Source organism: Pseudomonas kermanshahensis, from assembly GCF_014269205.2.
Lineage (GTDB): Bacteria > Pseudomonadota > Gammaproteobacteria > Pseudomonadales > Pseudomonadaceae > Aquipseudomonas > Aquipseudomonas kermanshahensis.
The window spans coordinates 5,043,569-5,060,842 of sequence record NZ_JABWRY020000001.1 but is presented as its reverse complement, the minus strand read 5'-3'; the positions used below and the strand labels follow the sequence as shown (position 1 = coordinate 5,060,842).

The following is a 17,274-nucleotide window of genomic DNA, read 5'->3' as shown; positions in this document are numbered from 1 at the left end:
GCGAAGGGGTGGTTTACTATTTTTAGAATTATATCCATTCTACTCGTCCCGAGGTCGCATTGGCTCTGTGATTTCAAAGACTACCTCGCCGACTTCTTCGCCGGCGGCCATTCCACCCACACTACCAGCCATTGATCCCGCACCTGTTATAGCAATACTGCAAACGGCTGCTCCAATGGGCCCAAAGCCCACGCAAGCTACGATAGCCAGCCTACTGGCTATTGCTCCGGTTATGACGCCACCTGCTACCCCACCCAAAAAATTTCCAGTTTCTTTTAATCTGATTTTTTTGCAGCTCTCAGTATCACCTGCTCGGCAAGCCTCCTTGATTTTTAACAGTGAACTACCACCGCCGAGCGCCATGCCTATATGTCCCCCAGCTTTCAGGTATTTCGACATGCTTGCCAACTTATCTAGGTGGGTTGAATACCCCGGAATCTGCCCCGGTGCTCCAGCTTTGCTCCAATGATGAACAAGGCTCCGGCTGGATATCCCCAATCCTCGACGCAGGGTGTCGTAACTACCAAGCTCCATACGCTTGTTAAGATAACTTACCCTCAGCTTGGCATTCAGTTGCCGGAACAGTTCTTTACGCTCGGCGAAGAACTCCGCGCTGCGCAGGTGTCCATGCTTCGAGAACTGCTGCTGATGCAGCTTTTCGATATTGCGCAGTGTGGTGCCTAGTTCATCTAGCGATTTGGCCATCATCGCCTCGCTCACCCCCATCGCCAGGCTTACATCGCTAAGCAAACCGGCAATCTCGGCCTGGTGACGCATCATGAAGTTGGCTTCTTCGGGTGTCAGCTCTGCCAAGGCTTCACGTGCAAGTTCCGCCGCACTCATCGCGTGCATTTCCTGGCGAGTGCAGGCGTGGCCGTTCCGTGGATCGCCGATAATGAAAATTTCGCCGGCTTTGAAGCCTTGTTGATAAGTCGGGTTGAGCCTTTTCAACATGGCATCCGGCAGTACCGATTGTGTATCACTCAGCCTAGTTAGCACCTGGTCGTACGACATGCTGCGTGGAATGATGTAAAAGCCTGGCTCTAGCTCTAGCTCTAGCTCTAGCTCTGGCAGCCTGGCAGCTGCGGGCGGGTTAGCATGACGGGTGGGTGTGCTGCTGTTTGTTTGAGAGGCAGCCTGAGGTGTGGGCAATGTGACTGATGTACTTCGGGGATGAGGTCGCTGGTGCATGGGCGCGACTACCCGATTGCTGCCTATGGGGCAGCCACACTGGACCAGTGCGCCATCCACGGCGGTCGGTATCCCGTCCTGCTTCCATCGACGTTCGCCTTCAACGATGGTCCCTTCGTTACCGCAGAGTGGGCAGGGTGTTGTTTTGTCGCCCACCAGCAGCCAGCCGCTCCCGTGTACACGCCCACGTGCCTGGCCGGCGATGCAGGTGGCACCTGTGGTGGTCTGGTCGCCGTCGAGTCCCTGGCCTTTGCCAAGGATGTTCATACGCTGGCTCATGGTTCGACGCTTCCTAAAAGGGTGGAAGCCCGAACCTAGCACTCTGGAAACGGCACATTTCACTGGAAGAATGGTTTAGGAAGCCTCCTACACGAAATGCAGATTTGGATGTCGTCCGATAATCACCGCCGCAGCCAAATGCCATCCCGATTAGTCATTTTTGTCACTTTGACTGACCCCCAGGGAGTGCTTCACTGGGACTTTCAGGCCTGCACGGATCCAGGAGCTGCCAATGAACCTGCACCAGTACGCTGAAACCCACGAAGTCACCAACCAGCCGCCGTCCCTCGACGGCGCCAACCTGTACCGCCTTGACCAACCCTTGCAGGAGTGGTCGCGGCGTTTTGGCGCTGGCTGGGCCGAGTCGCGGATCGATGCCTACGGTGCCTTGGCCGGTGGGCCGCTGATGGCTGCGGGCTTCTTGGCCAACGCGCACAAGCCCGAATTCAGCAGCCACGACCGTTATGGCCATCGTATTGACTTGGTCGAGTTCCATCCGGCCTACCACGAGCTGATGCGCACTGCCGTCGAGCACGGTCTGCCTTCTCTGCCATGGGCAGAACCCCGCGCCGGTGCCCACGTAGCGCGGGCTTCGATGACCTACCTGCACAGCCAGGCCGAAGCTGGCACTGGCTGCCCGCTGACCATGACCTTCGCCGCCGTGCCGGCGCTGCGCCTTCAGCCCGAACTGGCCGAGTACTGGCTGCCGAAAATCCTGGCCTGCGAATATGACCCGCGCAACGTCGGGGACCGGCACAAGACCGGGGTTACCCTGGGCATGGCCATGACTGAGAAGCAGGGCGGCACCGACGTGCGTGCCAACACCACGCGCGCCTACCCGGTCGGTGCGCCGGGCCCTGGCCAGGCGTATGAACTGGTCGGGCACAAGTGGTTTTGCTCGGCGCCGATGTGCGATGCCTTTCTTACCCTGGCCCAGACCGAAAAAGGCCTGAGCTGCTTCCTGTTGCCCCGCCATCGCCCGGATGACAACCGCAACCAGTTCTATATCCAGCGCTTGAAAAACAAGCTGGGTAATAGCTCCAATGCGTCCAGTGAAGTCGAGTTTCGGGGCGCCCTGGCGTGGATGGTGGGTGAAGAAGGGCGGGGTGTGCCGACCATTATCGAGATGGTCGCCATGACCCGTTTCGACTGCATGGTCGGCTCCAGTGCCCTGATGCGCCAGGCCCTCACCCAGGCCGCCCATCATTGCGCGTTCCGCAAGGTCGGCGGCCGGGTATTGAACGAGCAGCCGCTGATGCAGAACGTGCTGGCCGACCTGGCGCTGGAGAGCGAGGCGGCGCTGGCCCTGAGCCTGCGCATGGGGCAGGCCCTGGAGCAGCTCGATGACCCGCAGCAGGCACATTTTGCCCGGCTGGTCACAGCGGTGGGCAAGTACTGGATCTGCAAGCGTGCCCCGGCAATGATCAACGAGGCCGCCGAATGCCTGGGCGGGGCCGGGTACGTCGAAGACAGCATCCTGCCGCGGTTGTACCGCGAAGCACCGGTCAACTCGACCTGGGAAGGCTCGGGCAATGTGCAGTGCCTGGATGTGTTGCGGGCGTTGTCCAAGGAGCCGGGGGTGCTGGACGCGCTGTTCACCGAGCTGGGTGATGGCCATGGCGACCCACGGCTGGCTGCGCACATTGGCAACCTCAAGGGGGCGTTCGCCGACACCACCGACATCCAGTACCGCGCCCGTCAGTTGACCGAGGACATTGCACTGGCGCTGCAGGCCAAGCTGCTGCTGGAGGCGGGTAATGCGGTGGTTAGCGATGCGTTCATCGGCAGCCGCCTGGCCGGTGGTGGTCGGGCCTATGGCGCGCTGCCGCGGGGTGTGGATGTGCAGGCGCTGGTGGCAAGGGCCACGCCGGTCTGGCAAGACTGATCAATGGGGGTGTATTTACCCACGAAGGCAGGCAAGATGGTCCACATGCATGTCCAGACAGGAAGCACAGTGTGAGCCACGCTTTTGTAGTCGTTGATACCCCAGAACAGGCCGTCGACCGTCTGGCGGCCCTGCATGAACAGGCCACCGGTGCCCTCAGCCAAGCCCTCAAGCGCTACCTCAAGGACCGAACCGAGCCCGATGCCGACGAGCGCGGGCTGTTCCGTTATCCCGCGCTGCGCCTGACCTATTACAGCCAGGGTGAGGTCGCGGCCACCACGCGTGCCTACGCCAAGGTCCAGGTCGCCGGCACCTACAGCGTCACCGTCACCCAGCCAGCCGCGTTCCGTGGCTATCTGCTCGAGCAACTGCGCCCGCTCATGCACGACTACACCGTGACAGTGGAAGTGGGTGTGAGCGAGCAGAACATCCCGTACCCCTACGTGGTCGACCAGGGCGACGAGCTGGCCGGCAGCGGCATCACCGCCGCCCAGCTGGCGCGGGTGTTCCCCAGCACTGACCTGTCGGCAGCCACCGACAATATCGCCGATGGCCTGTACGACTGGGACAGCACCGAAACCCTGCCGCTGGCGTTGTTCGATGCCGCGCGTGTCGACTTCTCGCTGCGTCGCCTGGTGCACTACACCGGCAGCGACTGGCGGCATGTACAGCCGTGGATTTTGCTGACCAACTACCACCGCTATGTCGACCAGTTCATCAGCCATGGCCTTGAGCAACTGCGTGACGACCCGCGTTTCGTGCGCATGGTGCTGCCGGGCAACGTGGTGATCGAAAAGGGTATGGACCATGGCGAAACCCAGGCCCTGGTGGCCAGCGTGGTCTGGCACCGTTACCAGATGCCGGCCTACCACTTGATCGCCGCCGATGGCGACGGTGTGACCTTGGTCAACATCGGCGTCGGCCCTTCCAATGCCAAGAACATCACCGACCACCTGGCCGTGCTGCGCCCGCACTGCTGGCTGATGATCGGCCACTGCGGCGGCCTGCGTCAGTCGCAGACCATCGGTGACTATGTGCTGGCGCACGCGTACATGCGGCGCGACGGCATTCTTGACCGTGTGGTGCCGCCAAACATTCCGATCCCGGCCCTGGCCGAGGTGCAGATGGCCTTGCAGGAGGCGGCAGCACAGGTGACCGGTGAGCGCGGCGAACAGCTGAAAAAGCGCCTGCGCACCGGCACTGTGTTGACCTACGATGACCGTAACTGGGAACTGCGCTGGGCCCAGGAGCGGCCATTGATAAACCTGTCACGTGCGGTGGCGGTGGACATGGAGAGTGGCACCATTGCCGCTCAAGGCTACCGCTTGCGGGTGCCGTACGGCACGTTGCTGTGTGTCTCCGACAAGCCGCTGCACAGCGAGATCAAGCTGCCGGGCTCGGCCAACGCGTTCTACAACCGGGCGGTCAGCCAGCATTTGAAGATCGGCATTGCCGCCCTCGACCTGCTACGTACCGAGCTCAATTCGTTGCACTCGCGTAAACTGCGCAGCTTCGATGAGCCGCCGTTCCGCTGAGGATCCATGCCCCTGCCACCCCGTACCAAGCCGCGCCGCCCTCAGGCGCGGCCTGCCGACCCGCGTCGCCAGCCCAAGGCGCCGCCGGCCGAGCCGCGCCTGATCCTGTTCAACAAGCCGTTCGACGTGCTGACCCAGTTCAGCGATGGCGAAGGGCGCGCGACCCTCAAGGACTTCATCGACATCCCGGGTGTTTACCCGGCCGGGCGCCTGGACCGCGACAGTGAAGGCCTGTTGCTGCTGACCAACCATGGCGGCCTGCAGGCGCGCATCGCCGACCCCAAGCACAAGCTGGCCAAGACTTACTGGGTACAAGTGGAAGGTGAGCCGAGCGACGAGCAGCTGCAACGCCTGCGCGAGGGGGTGATGCTCAATGACGGCCCGACCTTGCCGGCCGAGGCCCGCCGCCTGGATGAGCCTGAACTGTGGCCGCGCAACCCGCCGGTACGTTTTCGCAAGAGCGTGCCGACCCATTGGCTGGAGCTGGTGATTCGCGAAGGGCGCAACCGCCAGGTGCGGCGGATGACGGCGGCGGTGGGGTTACCGACCTTACGCCTGGTGCGGGTGCGGATTGGCGACTGGGCGCTGGACGGGCTGGACCAAGGCTGTTGGCGCGAAGTGCCAGCCAAGCTACCGAGATAACTGGGAAACCTCGAAGCCTGCTCAAGTCTCTGTGGGAGCAACTGTCTTGTGGTGCTTGTTCCGGCCTCATCGCTGGCAAGCCAGCTCCCACAGGTCCCTGGCCCATGCCCGGCTGTTATACCCCTTCCAGAAACGCCACCACCACGCTCTTGATGATAAAGGCCAGTACCCCAAGCCCCAGCACGAAGAACAGGATCAGGGTGCCAAACCGCCCGGCCTTGGACTTTTTCGCCAGGTCCCAGACGATAAAGCCCATGAAACCGATCAACACGGTGACGAGGATGATCATCATCCATTCTTCGAATACGGCGGGATCCATCAGTGTTCTCCAGGCAGGCTGAGCGCTCGATCATACGCCGGGCGATGAAGTATTCAACGCAGGTGGGTCAATGGAAGCTCGGTACTGGCCAGTACCTGGTTCAGCACGAAGCTCGAACGCACGCTGGTGACGCCTTCGATGCGGGTCAGGCTGCCGAGTAGCAATTTCTGATAGTGGTCCATGTCCGGTACCACCACCTTGAGCTGGTAGTCGGCGTCCATACCGGTGACCAGGCTGCATTCGAGCACCTGGGGTAAGTTGCGGATGGCGGCCTCGAAGGTCTCGAAGCGCTCTGGGGTGTGGCGGTCCATGCCGATCAGTACATAGGCGGTCAGGCTCAACCCCAGCTTCTTGCGATCGAGCAGGGCAACCTGGCGCGAGATGTAGCCGTCGTCCTCGAGTTGTTTGACCCGACGCGAGCACGGCGAAGGCGACAAGCCGATGCGTTCGGCCAGCTCCTGGTTGGAAATGCGCGCATCGCGCTGCAGTTCGGCGAGGATGCTCAGGTCGTAGCGGTCAAGTTTGCTCATGGAATATGCCTTTTCTGTTCAGATTGCGGTGAATTATCAATCTAAGGTGAAAAATTGCGCAAGTGCTATTTATCTGAGCAATCTTCGCAATCCTCTGTCGCCCTCTGCCCGGTATCTTTATCCACAGAATCACTGCCCGGACATCAGTCCACGGCGACGCGCTCTAGGCGAGCGGTCGCGGCCCAGCCATCCAACAGGATCCGCCAGGCCCCCGGGCTACACACCGTCCAGAAGACGGCGTGAGGTGAGCCGGCGCCACAAGTGCCGAGCACGGACGACAATTCCCAAAGGGAGGCCCAACGGCCTCCCTTTTTTCATGTCCGCGATTTTAAGTTGCCGGTGTGGCCGGCGCGGTAGACTGGCAGCGGCTGCAGTCATTTTGATCGAGAGGGGCACCATGAAGTCGCGCATCTGGCAGTGGGCAGGTGTTGGTTTGGTTACGTTGAGCATCAGCCTTGGCGCTGTGGCGCAGGGGCCTGATGAGGGGCATGGCGGGGGCCATGGCGGCAACGGGCCACAGGACCCGAACGGCGCTGCCGCGGGCCGCTCCCCGCTCAACTCGCGCGACGAAGTACGCCAGACCCAGCCACCGCGCCAGGGCTATTACCAGGACATCCCCCGGCACAATGGCGATAACCGCTATTGGCAAGCCGGTGGGCCGGGGCAGCGGCCGGGCGGTGACTGGCAGGGGCGCCCGGACGGCCATGGCAATGGCTGGGGGCCAGGGCCGCAGTATCGCCCAGGGCAGACCATCGACCGCTTCCCGGATCGATACTGGAAGGTGCCTTACCGCGGGCACGACTACTTCTATTCGGGCGGCTATTGGTATCGACCGCGCGGCGGCAGTTACATCGTCGTAGCACCGCCTTATGGGGCGCGGGTGGAGTACCTGCCGGCGTATGCGCGTGAGGTTTGGCTGGGTGGGGCGCTGTACTTCCTGGTAGCCGATACCTATTACCAGTACCTGGCGGACAGCCGCGAGTATGTGGTGGTCAACCCGCCGATGGTTGCACCCGCGCCTGCGCCAATGGCTCCAGCAGCGGGTGGCTATGATGTGGTGGCTTATCCGATGTATGGCCAGGGGCAGGAACAGCAGGAACAGGACCGCTACCAGTGCCACCGTTGGGCGGTGAGCCAGTCAGGCTTTGACCCGGCGACGGCGGCCTATGCACCCCCTTTGAATGTGACCGATACCTACCGGCGTGCGCTGGGGGCCTGTTTCAGCGGGCGGGGTTACAGCATCAACTGAAAATGTCGCTGAATGATCCGGCCCTATCGCCGGCAAGCCGGCTCCCACAGGTGCGGCGCTAGCCTTTGAGGCTACACAGTTCGGGTGGGAGCCGGCTTGCCGGCGATAGGGCCGGACAGGATTACACCGGGTCGGCGTGCACCATCACATCCGCCTGTGGATAACGCTGGCGAATCACCTCCGATGCCGCCACGCACAGACTGTGCGCCTCATGCAGCGCCAGCTCGCCCGGCAACTCCAGGTGCAACTGCACGAACCATTGGTTGCCCGAGACCCGTGTACGCAAATCATGCACCCCCTTCACGCCAGGGATGGCCAGCACCAGGGCGGACATCGCCTCGCCCACATCGCCTGGCAGCTCCTTGTCCATCAGGATGGCGGTGCTCTCCCGCGCGATCTGCAGCGCACTCCAGAGAATGTAGAAGGCAATGCCCAAGCCGAACAGGGCATCCAGTTGCGACCAGCCAAATTGTGTCAGCAGCAACGCCAGCAAGATGCTGCCGTTCAGCAGCAGGTCTGAGCGGTAGTGCAGGGAGTCTGCCCGCACCGCAGTGGAGCCGGTCAGGCGTATGACCTTGTGCTGCAACGCCAGCAAGGCAACGGTCAGGGCCAGTGAAAGCAGCATGACCGCGATGCCGACGCCCGTGTCACCCAAGGGTTGTGGAGTTTGCAGGCGTTCGACTGCCTGCACCCCGATCAGCACCGCGCTGACTGCGATGAACAGCGCCTGGGCCATGCCCGCCAAGGCCTCGGCCTTGCCGTGGCCAAACCGATGGTCGTCATCGGCGGGGCGCAGGGCGTAATGCACGGCGAGCAAGTTGAGGAACGAGGCGACGGCGTCCAGTGCCGAATCGGTCAACCCGGCCAACAGGCTCACTGAGCCGCTCAGCCACCAGGCCAGCGCCTTGCTCACGACCAGGATGCTAGCCACCGCCAGTGACGCGCGGGTGGCCAGGCGTAGCAGACGCTGGTGTTCAGCCGGGGTGATCATGCCGGGGGGATGTCCTTGTCAGGGTCAGGCAGCCGGTACCAACTGGTAGGCGGCCAGTTGCTCAACGCTGCCACGGTGCTGGATCAGCCGTGGGTCGTTGAGCGGCAGGCGCTGGCCCAGTTCGCTTTCAAGAATGGCCTGCAGCTTGAGGTTGTCGACCTTGCCGTCCGGGCTTACCGCTTCGCGCAGTTTCTCTGGGGCGACCTGGGCTGTGCGGCCACCCGGGTAGTAGATGGCGCCGGTGGCAAAGTCGATGCCGAAGGCGATCAGCCCGGGGATCACGTAGAAGAGAATGCCGATGGCATCCATGGCGGCGACCACGGGGTCGATCTTGCCGTCGATCTGGCCGCGGCGGTCTGGGTAGAACAGCGTGCCGCAGGCCGTCAGCTGGGTCAGCAAGGTGACGATGAGGGCGCCGCCGATGACACGGGATGGGATACGCATGTAAATCTCCGAAAAGGTATTCAGCAGGGCAAGCGAAGCGCCAGCACCTGATGCTAAGACCATGATAGAGCAGGCTGGGTTCGCCGTTATACTCGCCCGACTGTTCGAGGACCACCATGATTTCATTACCGATCGATACTGTTTTGCCCGCCTTGCGCCAGGCCTTGGAAAACCGCGACGAAGCCGTGCTCGAAGCACCGCCCGGCGCCGGCAAGACCACCCGTGTGCCCTTGGCATTGCTGGACGCGCCGTGGCTGGCTGGGCAAACCATCGTGATGCTCGAACCACGCCGCCTGGCCGCCCGCGCGGCGGCCGAAAGGCTGGCCAGCGAGCTGGGTGAAAAGGTCGGGGAGACCGTGGGCTATCGTATTCGCCTGGACAGTAAGGTCGGGCCGAAGACCCGTATCGAGGTGGTCACCGAGGGTATTCTCACCCGCCGCTTGCAGGCAGACCCTGCGCTGGAGGGTGTGGGGCTGTTGATCTTCGACGAGTTCCACGAACGCAGCCTGGACGCTGACCTGGCCCTGGCCTTGAGCCTCAATGGGCGTGAACTGCTACGTGACGAACCGCCCCTGAAAATCTTGCTGATGTCGGCGACGCTGGAGGGCGAGCGGCTGTCGCGGCTGCTTGACGATGCGCCGGTGGTCAGCAGTGAAGGCCGCATGTACCCGGTGGATATCCGCTGGGGTCGGCCGTTCCAGTCGGGCGAGTTCATTGAGCCGCGGGTCGTCGATTGCGTGCTCCATGCGCTGGCGGACCAGGCCGGCAGCGTGCTGGTATTCCTGCCCGGCCAGGCCGAAATCCGCCGCGTTCATCAGAGCCTTCAGGACATGCTGGGCGAACGTTCCGACATCCTGCTTTGCCCATTGCACGGCGAGCTCGACCTCAATGCCCAGCGTGCGGCGATCGACCCAGCCCCTGCCGGCAAGCGCAAAGTGGTGCTGGCCACCAACATCGCCGAAACCAGCCTGACCATCGACGGCGTGCGCGTGGTGGTTGATGCCGGCTTGGCACGGGTGCCGCGCTTCGACCCCGGCAGCGGCATGACGCGGCTCGACACCCAGCGTATCTCTCGCGCCAGCGCCACCCAGCGCGCCGGCCGGGCTGGCCGCCTGGAGCCGGGGGTGTGCTACCGGCTGTGGTCCGAGGCCCAGCATGACCAGTTGGCGGCACATGGCAGCGCAGAAATCCTCCAGGCCGACCTCGCCGGCCTGGCCTTGCAACTGGCCCGGTGGGGCGTCACCCCTGATCAACTGCACTGGCTGGACCAACCGCCCGCGGCGGCGTTCTCCCAGGCCCAGGACCTGCTGGCACGGCTCAGTGCCTTCAAGGCGGGCAGCCGCGACAACCTCAGCGAGCACGGCCACGCCATGGCCGAACTGCCGGCCCACCCACGTATCGCCCATTTGCTGCTGCGCGGGCAGGGTCTGGGCTTGGCGGCCATGGCCTGTGATGTCGCGGCCCTGTTGGGGGAGCGTGATATCCAGCGCGGGGGTGGCGCCGACCTGCACAGCCGGCTGGCGCTGATCAGCGGTGAAAGCAAAACAGCCCGAGGCGGGCAGGGCGGCGTGCAGCGTGCGCGGCAGCTGGCCCGCCAGTACCGTGGGCTGCTGCGTGGCAAGGCGGGTGCCGGGGTTGCCGACCCTGATCATCCACGCTGGTTGGGCGCACTGTTGGCGCTGGCCTACCCAGACCGGGTTGCCCAGCAGCGCCGCGAGGGCGGTGCCGAGTATCGCCTGGCCAATGGCCGCGCGGCCCTGTTCGCCGAGGTCGATGCCTTGATGAAATGCCCCTGGCTGGTGATTGCCGACCTGGGCAGCCGCCAAGGCCAGCGGGAAGAACGCATTTACCTGGCGGCCGAGTTCGACCCCGCACTGCTGGACGACGTGCTGGCCGAGCAGGTCGAGCGTATTGATATCCTCGACTGGGACGACCGCGAGCAGGTGCTGCGCGCCGAGCGCCAGACCAAGGTTGGCGAACTGGTGCTCAGCCGCGAGCCGTTGCCTGGCCTGGACGACGACGCCCGCGCCAGAGCCCTGCTCGGCCTGGTACGGCGTAAAGGCTTGAACCTGCTGACCTGGACACCCGAATTGCGCCAGTGGCAGGCGCGGGTGGCGTTGTTACGTCAGCTGGACCTGGACAAGACCGGGCAAAGTGAGTGGCCAGATTTAAGCGACGAAGCCCTGCTGGCGACCCTGGAAGGCTGGCTGCAACCCTACCTGGGCAAGGTGTCCCGCTTGAGCCATTTTGCCGCGTTGGATCTGTCGTCGATGCTGCGCAACCTGTTGCCATGGCCGTTGCCGCAGCGCCTCGACGAATGGGCGCCGGCGCACCTGGCCGTGCCGTCCGGCTCGCACATACGGCTGGACTACAGTGAAAACCCGCCCATCCTCGCCGTGCGCCTGCAGGAGCTGTTTGGCCTGGCAGACACGCCACGCATCGCCCAAGGGCGACAGCAGGTCAAATTGCACCTGCTATCGCCAGCACGCCGGCCCGTGCAGGTGACTCAGGATTTGGCCAACTTCTGGCGCACGACCTATGCCGAGGTGAAGAAGGACCTCAAGGGCCGTTATCCCAAGCACTATTGGCCGGATGACCCGCTGGTGGCCGAAGCCACGGCGCGGGCCAAGCCACGGGGTACCTGAGGGTTTCGTGGATACTGCGTTCAAGCCGTCTGTTTGAGCAGGAAGGTCACGACCGTGCCTTGCTCGACATTGAGCAAGGCAATCCAGTCGCCACTGAAGTGCGGATCATCTTGGAGTGCGCCAACCCTGTGGCCCTTGTGGTCTCGCAGGTAGCAAACAAGGCCTTCATCGGTCAGTTGCAGCGGTTCGATTTTCCAGAAATCTGTCACTTCGGCGTTCCAGTAAAACCCCAGGTAGCCATTGCGGCTAATGCCCAGTTTTTTGGTGCGTGGGTTACCCGGAATGCTGATGTGATAATGCAGTCGATCTTCGGTCCGGGAGTCGAAATGGAAGCTCATGACTGGCGAATCCTTTGGTCCGCCAGCTTGCAGCCAGTCATCTTCCGGGGTGATGCCCCAGCTGAACTTGTCGGTGCTGCGGCTTAACCGCAACGGAATATCGCGCCCGACTGCCCGTACATACAGTTTGCCGCGAAATGACCTGGCGTAGCCCGCCTGGATGTCTTCGTCCATGGTGCTTTCTCGAATTCAATTAAAGAAGCACGCACGGTAGACAGGCATGGCAGGTGGGGGCAGCGTGAACCTTTTCACGGCGCTGTTCTCAGCTGCTGGCAGGAGACTCCAGCAGCGTGAACAGGCGGTACAGCACCACGGTGCTGAACAGCTGCAAGAAGCCGCTGAGGCTGTCCATGGCCAGTTCCATGCCGGGGGACGGCTCTGGGAAGGCCATCAGCAGCAGCCCGTCGATCAGCCAGATCGGCGCCAGCACCGCCAGCACGCAAATCATGATGCGCAGGAAGTTGCCGGTGGTCATCCGCGCACTTTCGCGCATCGACTGCACCACCGGCAGGCCCCGCAGTACCAGCAGGTACTCGGCGAACACCAGGTTGATCATGATCCACACGCCCGGGAAGATGAACAACGCCAGGCCGGCCATGATCAGCAGAGAGCTGATGAGAATCAGCAGGGCCAGCTGCGGCCACAGTTGCACGGCCCGGGCAAACAGGTCGCGCTTGGCGATCTCCTGGCCATTGCTGCGGGTGTCGAGGTAAAGGATCAGCGCCGCGCTGTACAGCGGGTACAACAGCAAGCTGACCAGCATGCCGTAGGCCGGCGACGCCTGGTCGCCCATTTGCCGGTACAGCAGCTGGGTGACTAAGGCTTCGAGCACCACCAGCGGCAGGCACAGCGGGAGGATGTTCGGCAGGTGGCGGCGGAAGAAGTACAGGGAGTCGCGCAGAACGCTCAGCGGATTCATCGGTCAACATCGCATGGCAGTAAAAGCAGGGGTGTACTTTAGCCCAAAGCAGGCGTGTAGCTGTCACTTGCTGAAAAAAGTTTCACCGCCGAGGTGATTGAATCCCGTGCCTGAACGCCCCATCTTTGACGCTGTCCGTTGTCCCGCTTCCCCATGAGGTAGCTTCATGAACACTGAAGAACAAACCCTGATCGATAGCCTGTTCGGCCGCATCAAGCAAGCGGAAGACCCGAGCCAGCCGCGCGACGCGCAGGCCCAGGCGTGCATCGAAGCGCATGTGCGTCAGCAGCCGGCAGCGCCTTACTACATGGCCCAGGCGATCCTCGTGCAAGAAGCCGCGATCAAGCGCCTTGATGAGCAGAACAAGCAACTGGAGGCGGAGCTCCAGCAAGCTCGGGCACAGGTCGAAGCCAGCCGCGCCGGTAACAGCAGCCCCACCAGCAACGGTGGCGGTGGTTTTCTGTCGAGCCTCTTTGGTTCGGGTGGGCGTAACACGCCACCGGCCGTGCAACCGCAGCGCCCCTCGGCGCCCGTTGCTGGCGGGGGTGGCTGGCGTGAACCGTCGGCGCCGGGCTTCAGCCCGCAGCAACCGCAGCAACAGCAGCAAGCTGGCTTCGGCGCAGCGCCAGCGCGAGGGGGCGCCAGCAGCTTCCTCGGCGGTGCGATGCAGACCGCTGCCGGCGTGGCCGGCGGGGTGTTGCTGGCCCAAGGGATCAGCCGCCTGTTCAACCACAACTCGCAGCCAGAGGAAGTGGTCGAAGTGATCAAGGAAGAGCCGACACCGGCCAGCGACAGCGGCGGCTGGAACGACCAGGGCGGGCAGCAGCAGGTGGCCGACAACGGCGGTTGGGGCAATGACCAGGGTGGTTACGCCGATACCGATTACGGCGGTGGTGACGGCGGGTTCTTCTCCGACGACGATTCCTACGTCTGACGGGTCTGGCATACTGCTGGCATTTGGGGCTGCACGGCAGCCCCGGATTCCATCAGACCATGAGGTTCCCGTGAAAAAGATCGCGTTGTTCGCCGACGTGCAGAACCTCTACTACACCGTGCGCCAGGCGCATGGCTGCCACTTCAATTACGCCGCGTTGTGGGCCGAGGTCAGCCGTGAAGGGCAGATTGTCGAAGCCGTGGCCTATGCCATCGACCGCGGTGACAGCAAGCAACAGCAGTTCCAGCAGATCTTGCGCAACCTCGGGTTCGAGGTACGCCTTAAACCGTACATCCAGCGCAGTGACGGCTCGGCCAAAGGTGACTGGGATGTGGGCATTACCCTGGATGTGATCGACGCCGCCAGCCGCGTGGACCAGGTGGTGTTGGCCTCCGGTGATGGCGACTTCGATTTGTTGCTGGAGCGGGTTATCCAGCGCCATGGTGCCGAAGCGGTGGTGTATGGCGTGCCTGGGCTTACGGCGATGTCACTGATCCGTGCTGCGAGCCGTTATGTGCCTATTGAGGGGCGGTTGTTGTTGCGGCATTGAGCGCGGGGTTGGGGCGCGAGGTGGAGGGGGGTTGATGGCGTCAGGGCGAAGAGGGGCATGGCGTTAGGTTTTTAGCGCCTGGGAGATCGAGCGCCGCCCGCGCGGCGCATCGCGAGCAACGCTCGCTCCTACGTCTGTTTCGGGCCAGTCACGCCTGTGGTAGCTGCGCGCGACCGCCTTGTTTGTTCGACGCGATATCGCGCCATGCGCCAAAGGCGGTCGCGCGCATATGCCCCAGGAATAATTGGCCCGAAACAAACGTAGGAGCGAGCGTTGCTCGCGATGCGCCGCGCGGGCGGCGCTCGATCTCAAACGCCCCAAAAATCTCAAACCAACCACCCGGGCCAGCACACAACCTCAACGCACCCCCACCAAGTGTGTCGCTCATTTATTCCGGTTTTGTAACTTAAGTTTACGCAGTGACCTTTCTAAACTAAGTCACCCGTAAACGGATTTCGAGTACTTAGCCATGCCTGCCTCCCGCCGCTTCCCACTCCTGCTCATCGGTGCCTTCATGGCCCTGTACCTGGTCTGGGGGTCCACCTACCTGTTCATTCGCATCGGCGTCGAATCGTGGCCACCGATGCTCATGGCAGGCGTGCGCTTTCTGATCGCCGGGAGCCTGTTGTATGGCTTTCTGCGCTGGCGCGGTGTGCCGGCACCGACCTGGCCGCAATGGCGGGCCGCAGGGGCAATCGGCTTTCTGTTGCTCAGCTGTGGTAACGGCGGCGTGACCGTGGCCGAACACGCCGGTGTGGCGTCCGGCGTGGCGGCCTTGGCGGTAGCGACGGTGCCGCTGTTCACCCTGGTCTTCGGCCTGCTGTTCGGCCACCGCAACTCGCGGCTCGAATGGGCGGGGATCGGCCTCGGGCTGGCCGGTATCGCACTGCTTAACCTCGGCTCCAACTTGCAGGCAAGCCCGATTGGCGCGGCACTGATTCTGTTCGCGGCGGCCTCGTGGGCATTTGGTTCGGTGTGGAGCAAAAGCTTGCCGCTGCCGCAGGGGCCGATGGCCAGTGCCGCCGAAATGCTGGTGGGCGGTGCCGTGTTGCTGCTGGGCAGTGTGCTGTCGGGCGAGCGCATGACCCAGATGCCCACCGCTGCCGGTTGGGGCGCGCTGGCCTACCTGGTGTTCTTCGGCTCGATCCTGGCGTTCAGTGCCTACATGTACCTGCTCAAGCATGTGCGCCCGGCGGCTGCTACCAGCTATGCCTACGTCAACCCGGCGGTGGCGGTGCTGTTGGGGATCGTCTTCGCCGGCGAACAGATCGGCGCCGAAGAATGCGTGGCCATGGCGGTGATCATTGGCGCAGTGGTGCTGATCGGCCTGCCTCAGTGGCGCAAGGCACCCGCGCCTGCGCAACCGTTGAAGGGCGAAATCTGCAAGTAGGTGGGGGTGTTGCGGTAAACTTGCCGCCTTCGCTGAACCCCCTGACGGTATTGCCATGAATTTCGCCAAACTCGGCCTGATCGAACCCTTGCTGCGTACCCTGCAGCAGCTGGACTACACCACCCCGACCCCGGTCCAGGCCCAGGCCATCCCCGCCGTGCTGGCCGGCCGCGACCTGATGGCTGCGGCCCAGACCGGCACCGGCAAGACCGCAGGCTTCGCCCTGCCGGTACTGCAGCGCCTGGCGCTGGAAGGTGAGAAGGTTGCCAGCAACTCGATCCGCGCGCTGGTGCTGGTACCGACCCGCGAGCTGGCCGAGCAGGTGCACAACAATGTGCGCGAGTATGCCGAGAACCTGCCGCTGAGCACCTATGCGGTGTACGGCGGGGTGAGCATCAACCCACAGATGATGCGCCTGCGCCGTGGCGTCGACCTGCTGGTCGCCACCCCGGGCCGCTTGCTCGACCTGTTCCGGCAGAACGCGGTGAAGTTCAACCAGGTGCAAACCCTGGTGCTCGATGAAGCCGACCGCATGCTCGACCTGGGTTTTGCCGAAGAGCTGCAGTCGGTGTACGCCGCACTGCCACGCAAGCGCCAGACCTTGCTGTTTTCCGCGACCTTCTCGGACCAGATCCGGGTCCTCGCCGGCCTGGCCCTGAACGACCCGCTGAGCATTGAAGTGAGCCCCCGCAATGCCGCCGCCAACACGGTCAAACAGTGGCTGGTGCCTGTGGACAAAAAGCGCAAGGCCGACCTGTTCTGCCATTTGCTGCGCAAGCAGCGCTGGAGCCAGGTGCTGGTGTTTGCCAAGACCCGCAACGGTGTCGACCAGTTGGTGGAGCGCTTGTTGAGCGAGGGTATCAACGCCGACGGCATCCATGGCGATCGCCCCCAGGCCACGCGCCAACGTGCGCTGGATACCTTCAAGGCCCGTGAGATCCAGGTGTTGGTGGCGACCGATGTTGCCGCGCGTGGGCTGGATATCGACGACCTGCCGCTGGTGGTCAACCTTGACCTGCCGATCGTTGCTGAAGACTATGTGCACCGCATTGGCCGCACTGGCCGCGCCGGCAACAAAGGGGAGGCGATTTCGCTGGTGTGTGCCGACGAAGTGCAGATGCTGGCGTCGATCGAGACATTGATCCGCCAGACCTTGCCGCGGCATGAAGAGCCGGACTTTATCCCAGAGCACCGCGTGCCGATGACCGATGCCAGTGGCCAGGTGATCAAGAAGCCGAAAAAGCCTAAAAAGCCGAAAGAGAACAGCGCGAAGCGTGGTTTGGGGCGCTGGATGGACAGTGCCGAGGCCGCGAGCCCGGCGCCGTCAGTGAAAGCGGTGCGTAAGGTGCCGAGCTTCAATGGTGGGCCGCGTAAGCGTAAGCCTTGAGATTTTGGGGCCGCGTTGCGGCCCTTTCGCGACACAAGGCCGCTCC

At 63.2% G+C, this 17,274-nt stretch carries 16 protein-coding genes; 9 read left to right on the top strand and 7 right to left on the bottom strand.

The annotated features are described in order from the left end of the window. Nucleotides 1-39: 39 nt before the first annotated feature. The gene (locus HU764_RS22660) at nucleotides 40-1,470 is read right to left on the bottom strand and encodes a PAAR domain-containing protein (protein ID WP_186702358.1); all 1,431 of its coding nucleotides are present in this window, start codon (nucleotides 1,468-1,470) and stop codon (nucleotides 40-42) included. A 232-nt stretch (nucleotides 1,471-1,702) separates the two neighbouring features. On the opposite strand from HU764_RS22660, the gene HU764_RS22655 reads away from it, so the two are divergent. The 3 genes from HU764_RS22655 to HU764_RS22645 all read left to right on the top strand — a co-directional run bounded on the left by HU764_RS22655 (nucleotide 1,703) and on the right by HU764_RS22645 (nucleotide 5,532). Then, on the top strand, nucleotides 1,703-3,355 hold the full coding sequence (locus tag HU764_RS22655; RefSeq protein ID WP_186702357.1) for an acyl-CoA dehydrogenase family protein: 1,653 nt from the start codon (nucleotides 1,703-1,705) through the stop codon (nucleotides 3,353-3,355). A gap of 71 nt (nucleotides 3,356-3,426) precedes the next feature. Beyond that, nucleotides 3,427-4,890 carry an AMP nucleosidase gene (gene amn, locus HU764_RS22650; RefSeq protein ID WP_027592636.1) on the top strand — a complete coding sequence of 488 codons (1,464 nt, stop codon included), beginning with the start codon at nucleotides 3,427-3,429 and terminating at the stop codon, nucleotides 4,888-4,890. 6 nt (nucleotides 4,891-4,896) lie between these two features. Then, nucleotides 4,897-5,532, top strand: coding sequence for a pseudouridine synthase (locus HU764_RS22645; RefSeq protein ID WP_225935675.1), 636 nt, complete (start codon nucleotides 4,897-4,899; stop codon nucleotides 5,530-5,532). Between the two features lie 115 nt (nucleotides 5,533-5,647). Here the strand turns inward: HU764_RS22645 and HU764_RS22640 are convergent, their stop codons facing one another. After that, nucleotides 5,648-5,851 carry a DUF2788 domain-containing protein gene (locus HU764_RS22640; protein WP_027592638.1) on the bottom strand — a complete coding sequence of 68 codons (204 nt, stop codon included), beginning with the start codon at nucleotides 5,849-5,851 and terminating at the stop codon, nucleotides 5,648-5,650. A gap of 53 nt (nucleotides 5,852-5,904) precedes the next feature. Continuing rightward, on the bottom strand, nucleotides 5,905-6,381 hold the full coding sequence (locus HU764_RS22635) for an Lrp/AsnC family transcriptional regulator (protein ID WP_003249795.1): 477 nt from the start codon (nucleotides 6,379-6,381) through the stop codon (nucleotides 5,905-5,907). Nucleotides 6,382-6,778: 397 nt separating this feature from the next. Here HU764_RS22635 and HU764_RS22630 point away from each other — a divergent pair, with 397 nt between their 5' ends. Next, nucleotides 6,779-7,630 carry a DUF6515 family protein gene (locus HU764_RS22630; RefSeq protein ID WP_186702356.1) on the top strand — a complete coding sequence of 284 codons (852 nt, stop codon included), beginning with the start codon at nucleotides 6,779-6,781 and terminating at the stop codon, nucleotides 7,628-7,630. Nucleotides 7,631-7,751: 121 nt separating this feature from the next. Here the strand turns inward: HU764_RS22630 and HU764_RS22625 are convergent, their stop codons facing one another. After that, nucleotides 7,752-8,621: a cation diffusion facilitator family transporter gene (locus tag HU764_RS22625; RefSeq protein ID WP_085272351.1), complete on the bottom strand. Its 870-nt coding sequence runs from the start codon at nucleotides 8,619-8,621 to the stop codon at nucleotides 7,752-7,754. 24 nt (nucleotides 8,622-8,645) lie between these two features. Next, the gene (locus tag HU764_RS22620) at nucleotides 8,646-9,065 is read right to left on the bottom strand and encodes a hypothetical protein (protein WP_027592641.1); all 420 of its coding nucleotides are present in this window, start codon (nucleotides 9,063-9,065) and stop codon (nucleotides 8,646-8,648) included. Between the two features lie 116 nt (nucleotides 9,066-9,181). Between HU764_RS22620 and hrpB the strand changes: the two genes are divergently transcribed. Further along, the gene (hrpB, locus tag HU764_RS22615; protein ID WP_186702355.1) at nucleotides 9,182-11,710 is read left to right on the top strand and encodes an ATP-dependent helicase HrpB; all 2,529 of its coding nucleotides are present in this window, start codon (nucleotides 9,182-9,184) and stop codon (nucleotides 11,708-11,710) included. A 20-nt stretch (nucleotides 11,711-11,730) separates the two neighbouring features. Here the strand turns inward: hrpB and HU764_RS22610 are convergent, their stop codons facing one another. Further along, the gene (locus HU764_RS22610) at nucleotides 11,731-12,222 is read right to left on the bottom strand and encodes a hypothetical protein (protein WP_186683003.1); all 492 of its coding nucleotides are present in this window, start codon (nucleotides 12,220-12,222) and stop codon (nucleotides 11,731-11,733) included. A gap of 88 nt (nucleotides 12,223-12,310) precedes the next feature. Then, entirely contained in the window at nucleotides 12,311-12,967 is a 657-nt protein-coding gene (locus HU764_RS22605) for a YciC family protein (protein ID WP_186683001.1), read from the bottom strand. A 166-nt stretch (nucleotides 12,968-13,133) separates the two neighbouring features. On the opposite strand from HU764_RS22605, the gene HU764_RS22600 reads away from it, so the two are divergent. The 4 genes from HU764_RS22600 (at nucleotide 13,134) to HU764_RS22585 (ending at nucleotide 17,228) form a co-directional block, all read left to right on the top strand. Next, entirely contained in the window at nucleotides 13,134-13,901 is a 768-nt protein-coding gene (locus tag HU764_RS22600; protein WP_186702354.1) for a DUF2076 domain-containing protein, read from the top strand. A 70-nt stretch (nucleotides 13,902-13,971) separates the two neighbouring features. After that, nucleotides 13,972-14,451: a LabA-like NYN domain-containing protein gene (locus HU764_RS22595; protein WP_027595082.1), complete on the top strand. Its 480-nt coding sequence runs from the start codon at nucleotides 13,972-13,974 to the stop codon at nucleotides 14,449-14,451. Between the two features lie 469 nt (nucleotides 14,452-14,920). Further along, nucleotides 14,921-15,841: a drug/metabolite exporter YedA gene (gene yedA / locus HU764_RS22590; protein ID WP_186702353.1), complete on the top strand. Its 921-nt coding sequence runs from the start codon at nucleotides 14,921-14,923 to the stop codon at nucleotides 15,839-15,841. A 55-nt stretch (nucleotides 15,842-15,896) separates the two neighbouring features. Further along, nucleotides 15,897-17,228, top strand: a complete 1,332-nt coding sequence (locus HU764_RS22585; protein ID WP_085272358.1) for an RNA helicase RhlE1 — start codon at nucleotides 15,897-15,899, stop codon at nucleotides 17,226-17,228. The last annotated feature ends 46 nt before the right edge of the window (nucleotides 17,229-17,274 follow it).

Excerpts from the sequence above, each read along its gene's own strand:
- HU764_RS22655 (WP_186702357.1), top strand. The coding sequence starts at position 1,703 with ATGAACCTGCACCAGTACGCTGAAACCCACGAAGTCACCAACCAGCCG.
- HU764_RS22605 (WP_186683001.1), bottom strand. The coding sequence starts at position 12,967 with ATGAATCCGCTGAGCGTTCTGCGCGACTCCCTGTACTTCTTCCGCCGC.
- HU764_RS22585 (WP_085272358.1), top strand. The coding sequence starts at position 15,897 with ATGAATTTCGCCAAACTCGGCCTGATCGAACCCTTGCTGCGTACCCTG.
- HU764_RS22620 (WP_027592641.1), bottom strand. The coding sequence starts at position 9,065 with ATGCGTATCCCATCCCGTGTCATCGGCGGCGCCCTCATCGTCACCTTG.
- HU764_RS22645 (WP_225935675.1), top strand. The coding sequence starts at position 4,897 with ATGCCCCTGCCACCCCGTACCAAGCCGCGCCGCCCTCAGGCGCGGCCT.
- HU764_RS22635 (WP_003249795.1), bottom strand. The coding sequence starts at position 6,381 with ATGAGCAAACTTGACCGCTACGACCTGAGCATCCTCGCCGAACTGCAG.
- hrpB (WP_186702355.1), top strand. The coding sequence starts at position 9,182 with ATGATTTCATTACCGATCGATACTGTTTTGCCCGCCTTGCGCCAGGCC.
- HU764_RS22660 (WP_186702358.1), bottom strand. The coding sequence starts at position 1,470 with ATGAGCCAGCGTATGAACATCCTTGGCAAAGGCCAGGGACTCGACGGC.
- HU764_RS22600 (WP_186702354.1), top strand. The coding sequence starts at position 13,134 with ATGAACACTGAAGAACAAACCCTGATCGATAGCCTGTTCGGCCGCATC.
- HU764_RS22640 (WP_027592638.1), bottom strand. The coding sequence starts at position 5,851 with ATGGATCCCGCCGTATTCGAAGAATGGATGATGATCATCCTCGTCACC.
- HU764_RS22610 (WP_186683003.1), bottom strand. The coding sequence starts at position 12,222 with ATGGACGAAGACATCCAGGCGGGCTACGCCAGGTCATTTCGCGGCAAA.
- HU764_RS22625 (WP_085272351.1), bottom strand. The coding sequence starts at position 8,621 with ATGATCACCCCGGCTGAACACCAGCGTCTGCTACGCCTGGCCACCCGC.
- yedA (WP_186702353.1), top strand. The coding sequence starts at position 14,921 with ATGCCTGCCTCCCGCCGCTTCCCACTCCTGCTCATCGGTGCCTTCATG.
- HU764_RS22630 (WP_186702356.1), top strand. The coding sequence starts at position 6,779 with ATGAAGTCGCGCATCTGGCAGTGGGCAGGTGTTGGTTTGGTTACGTTG.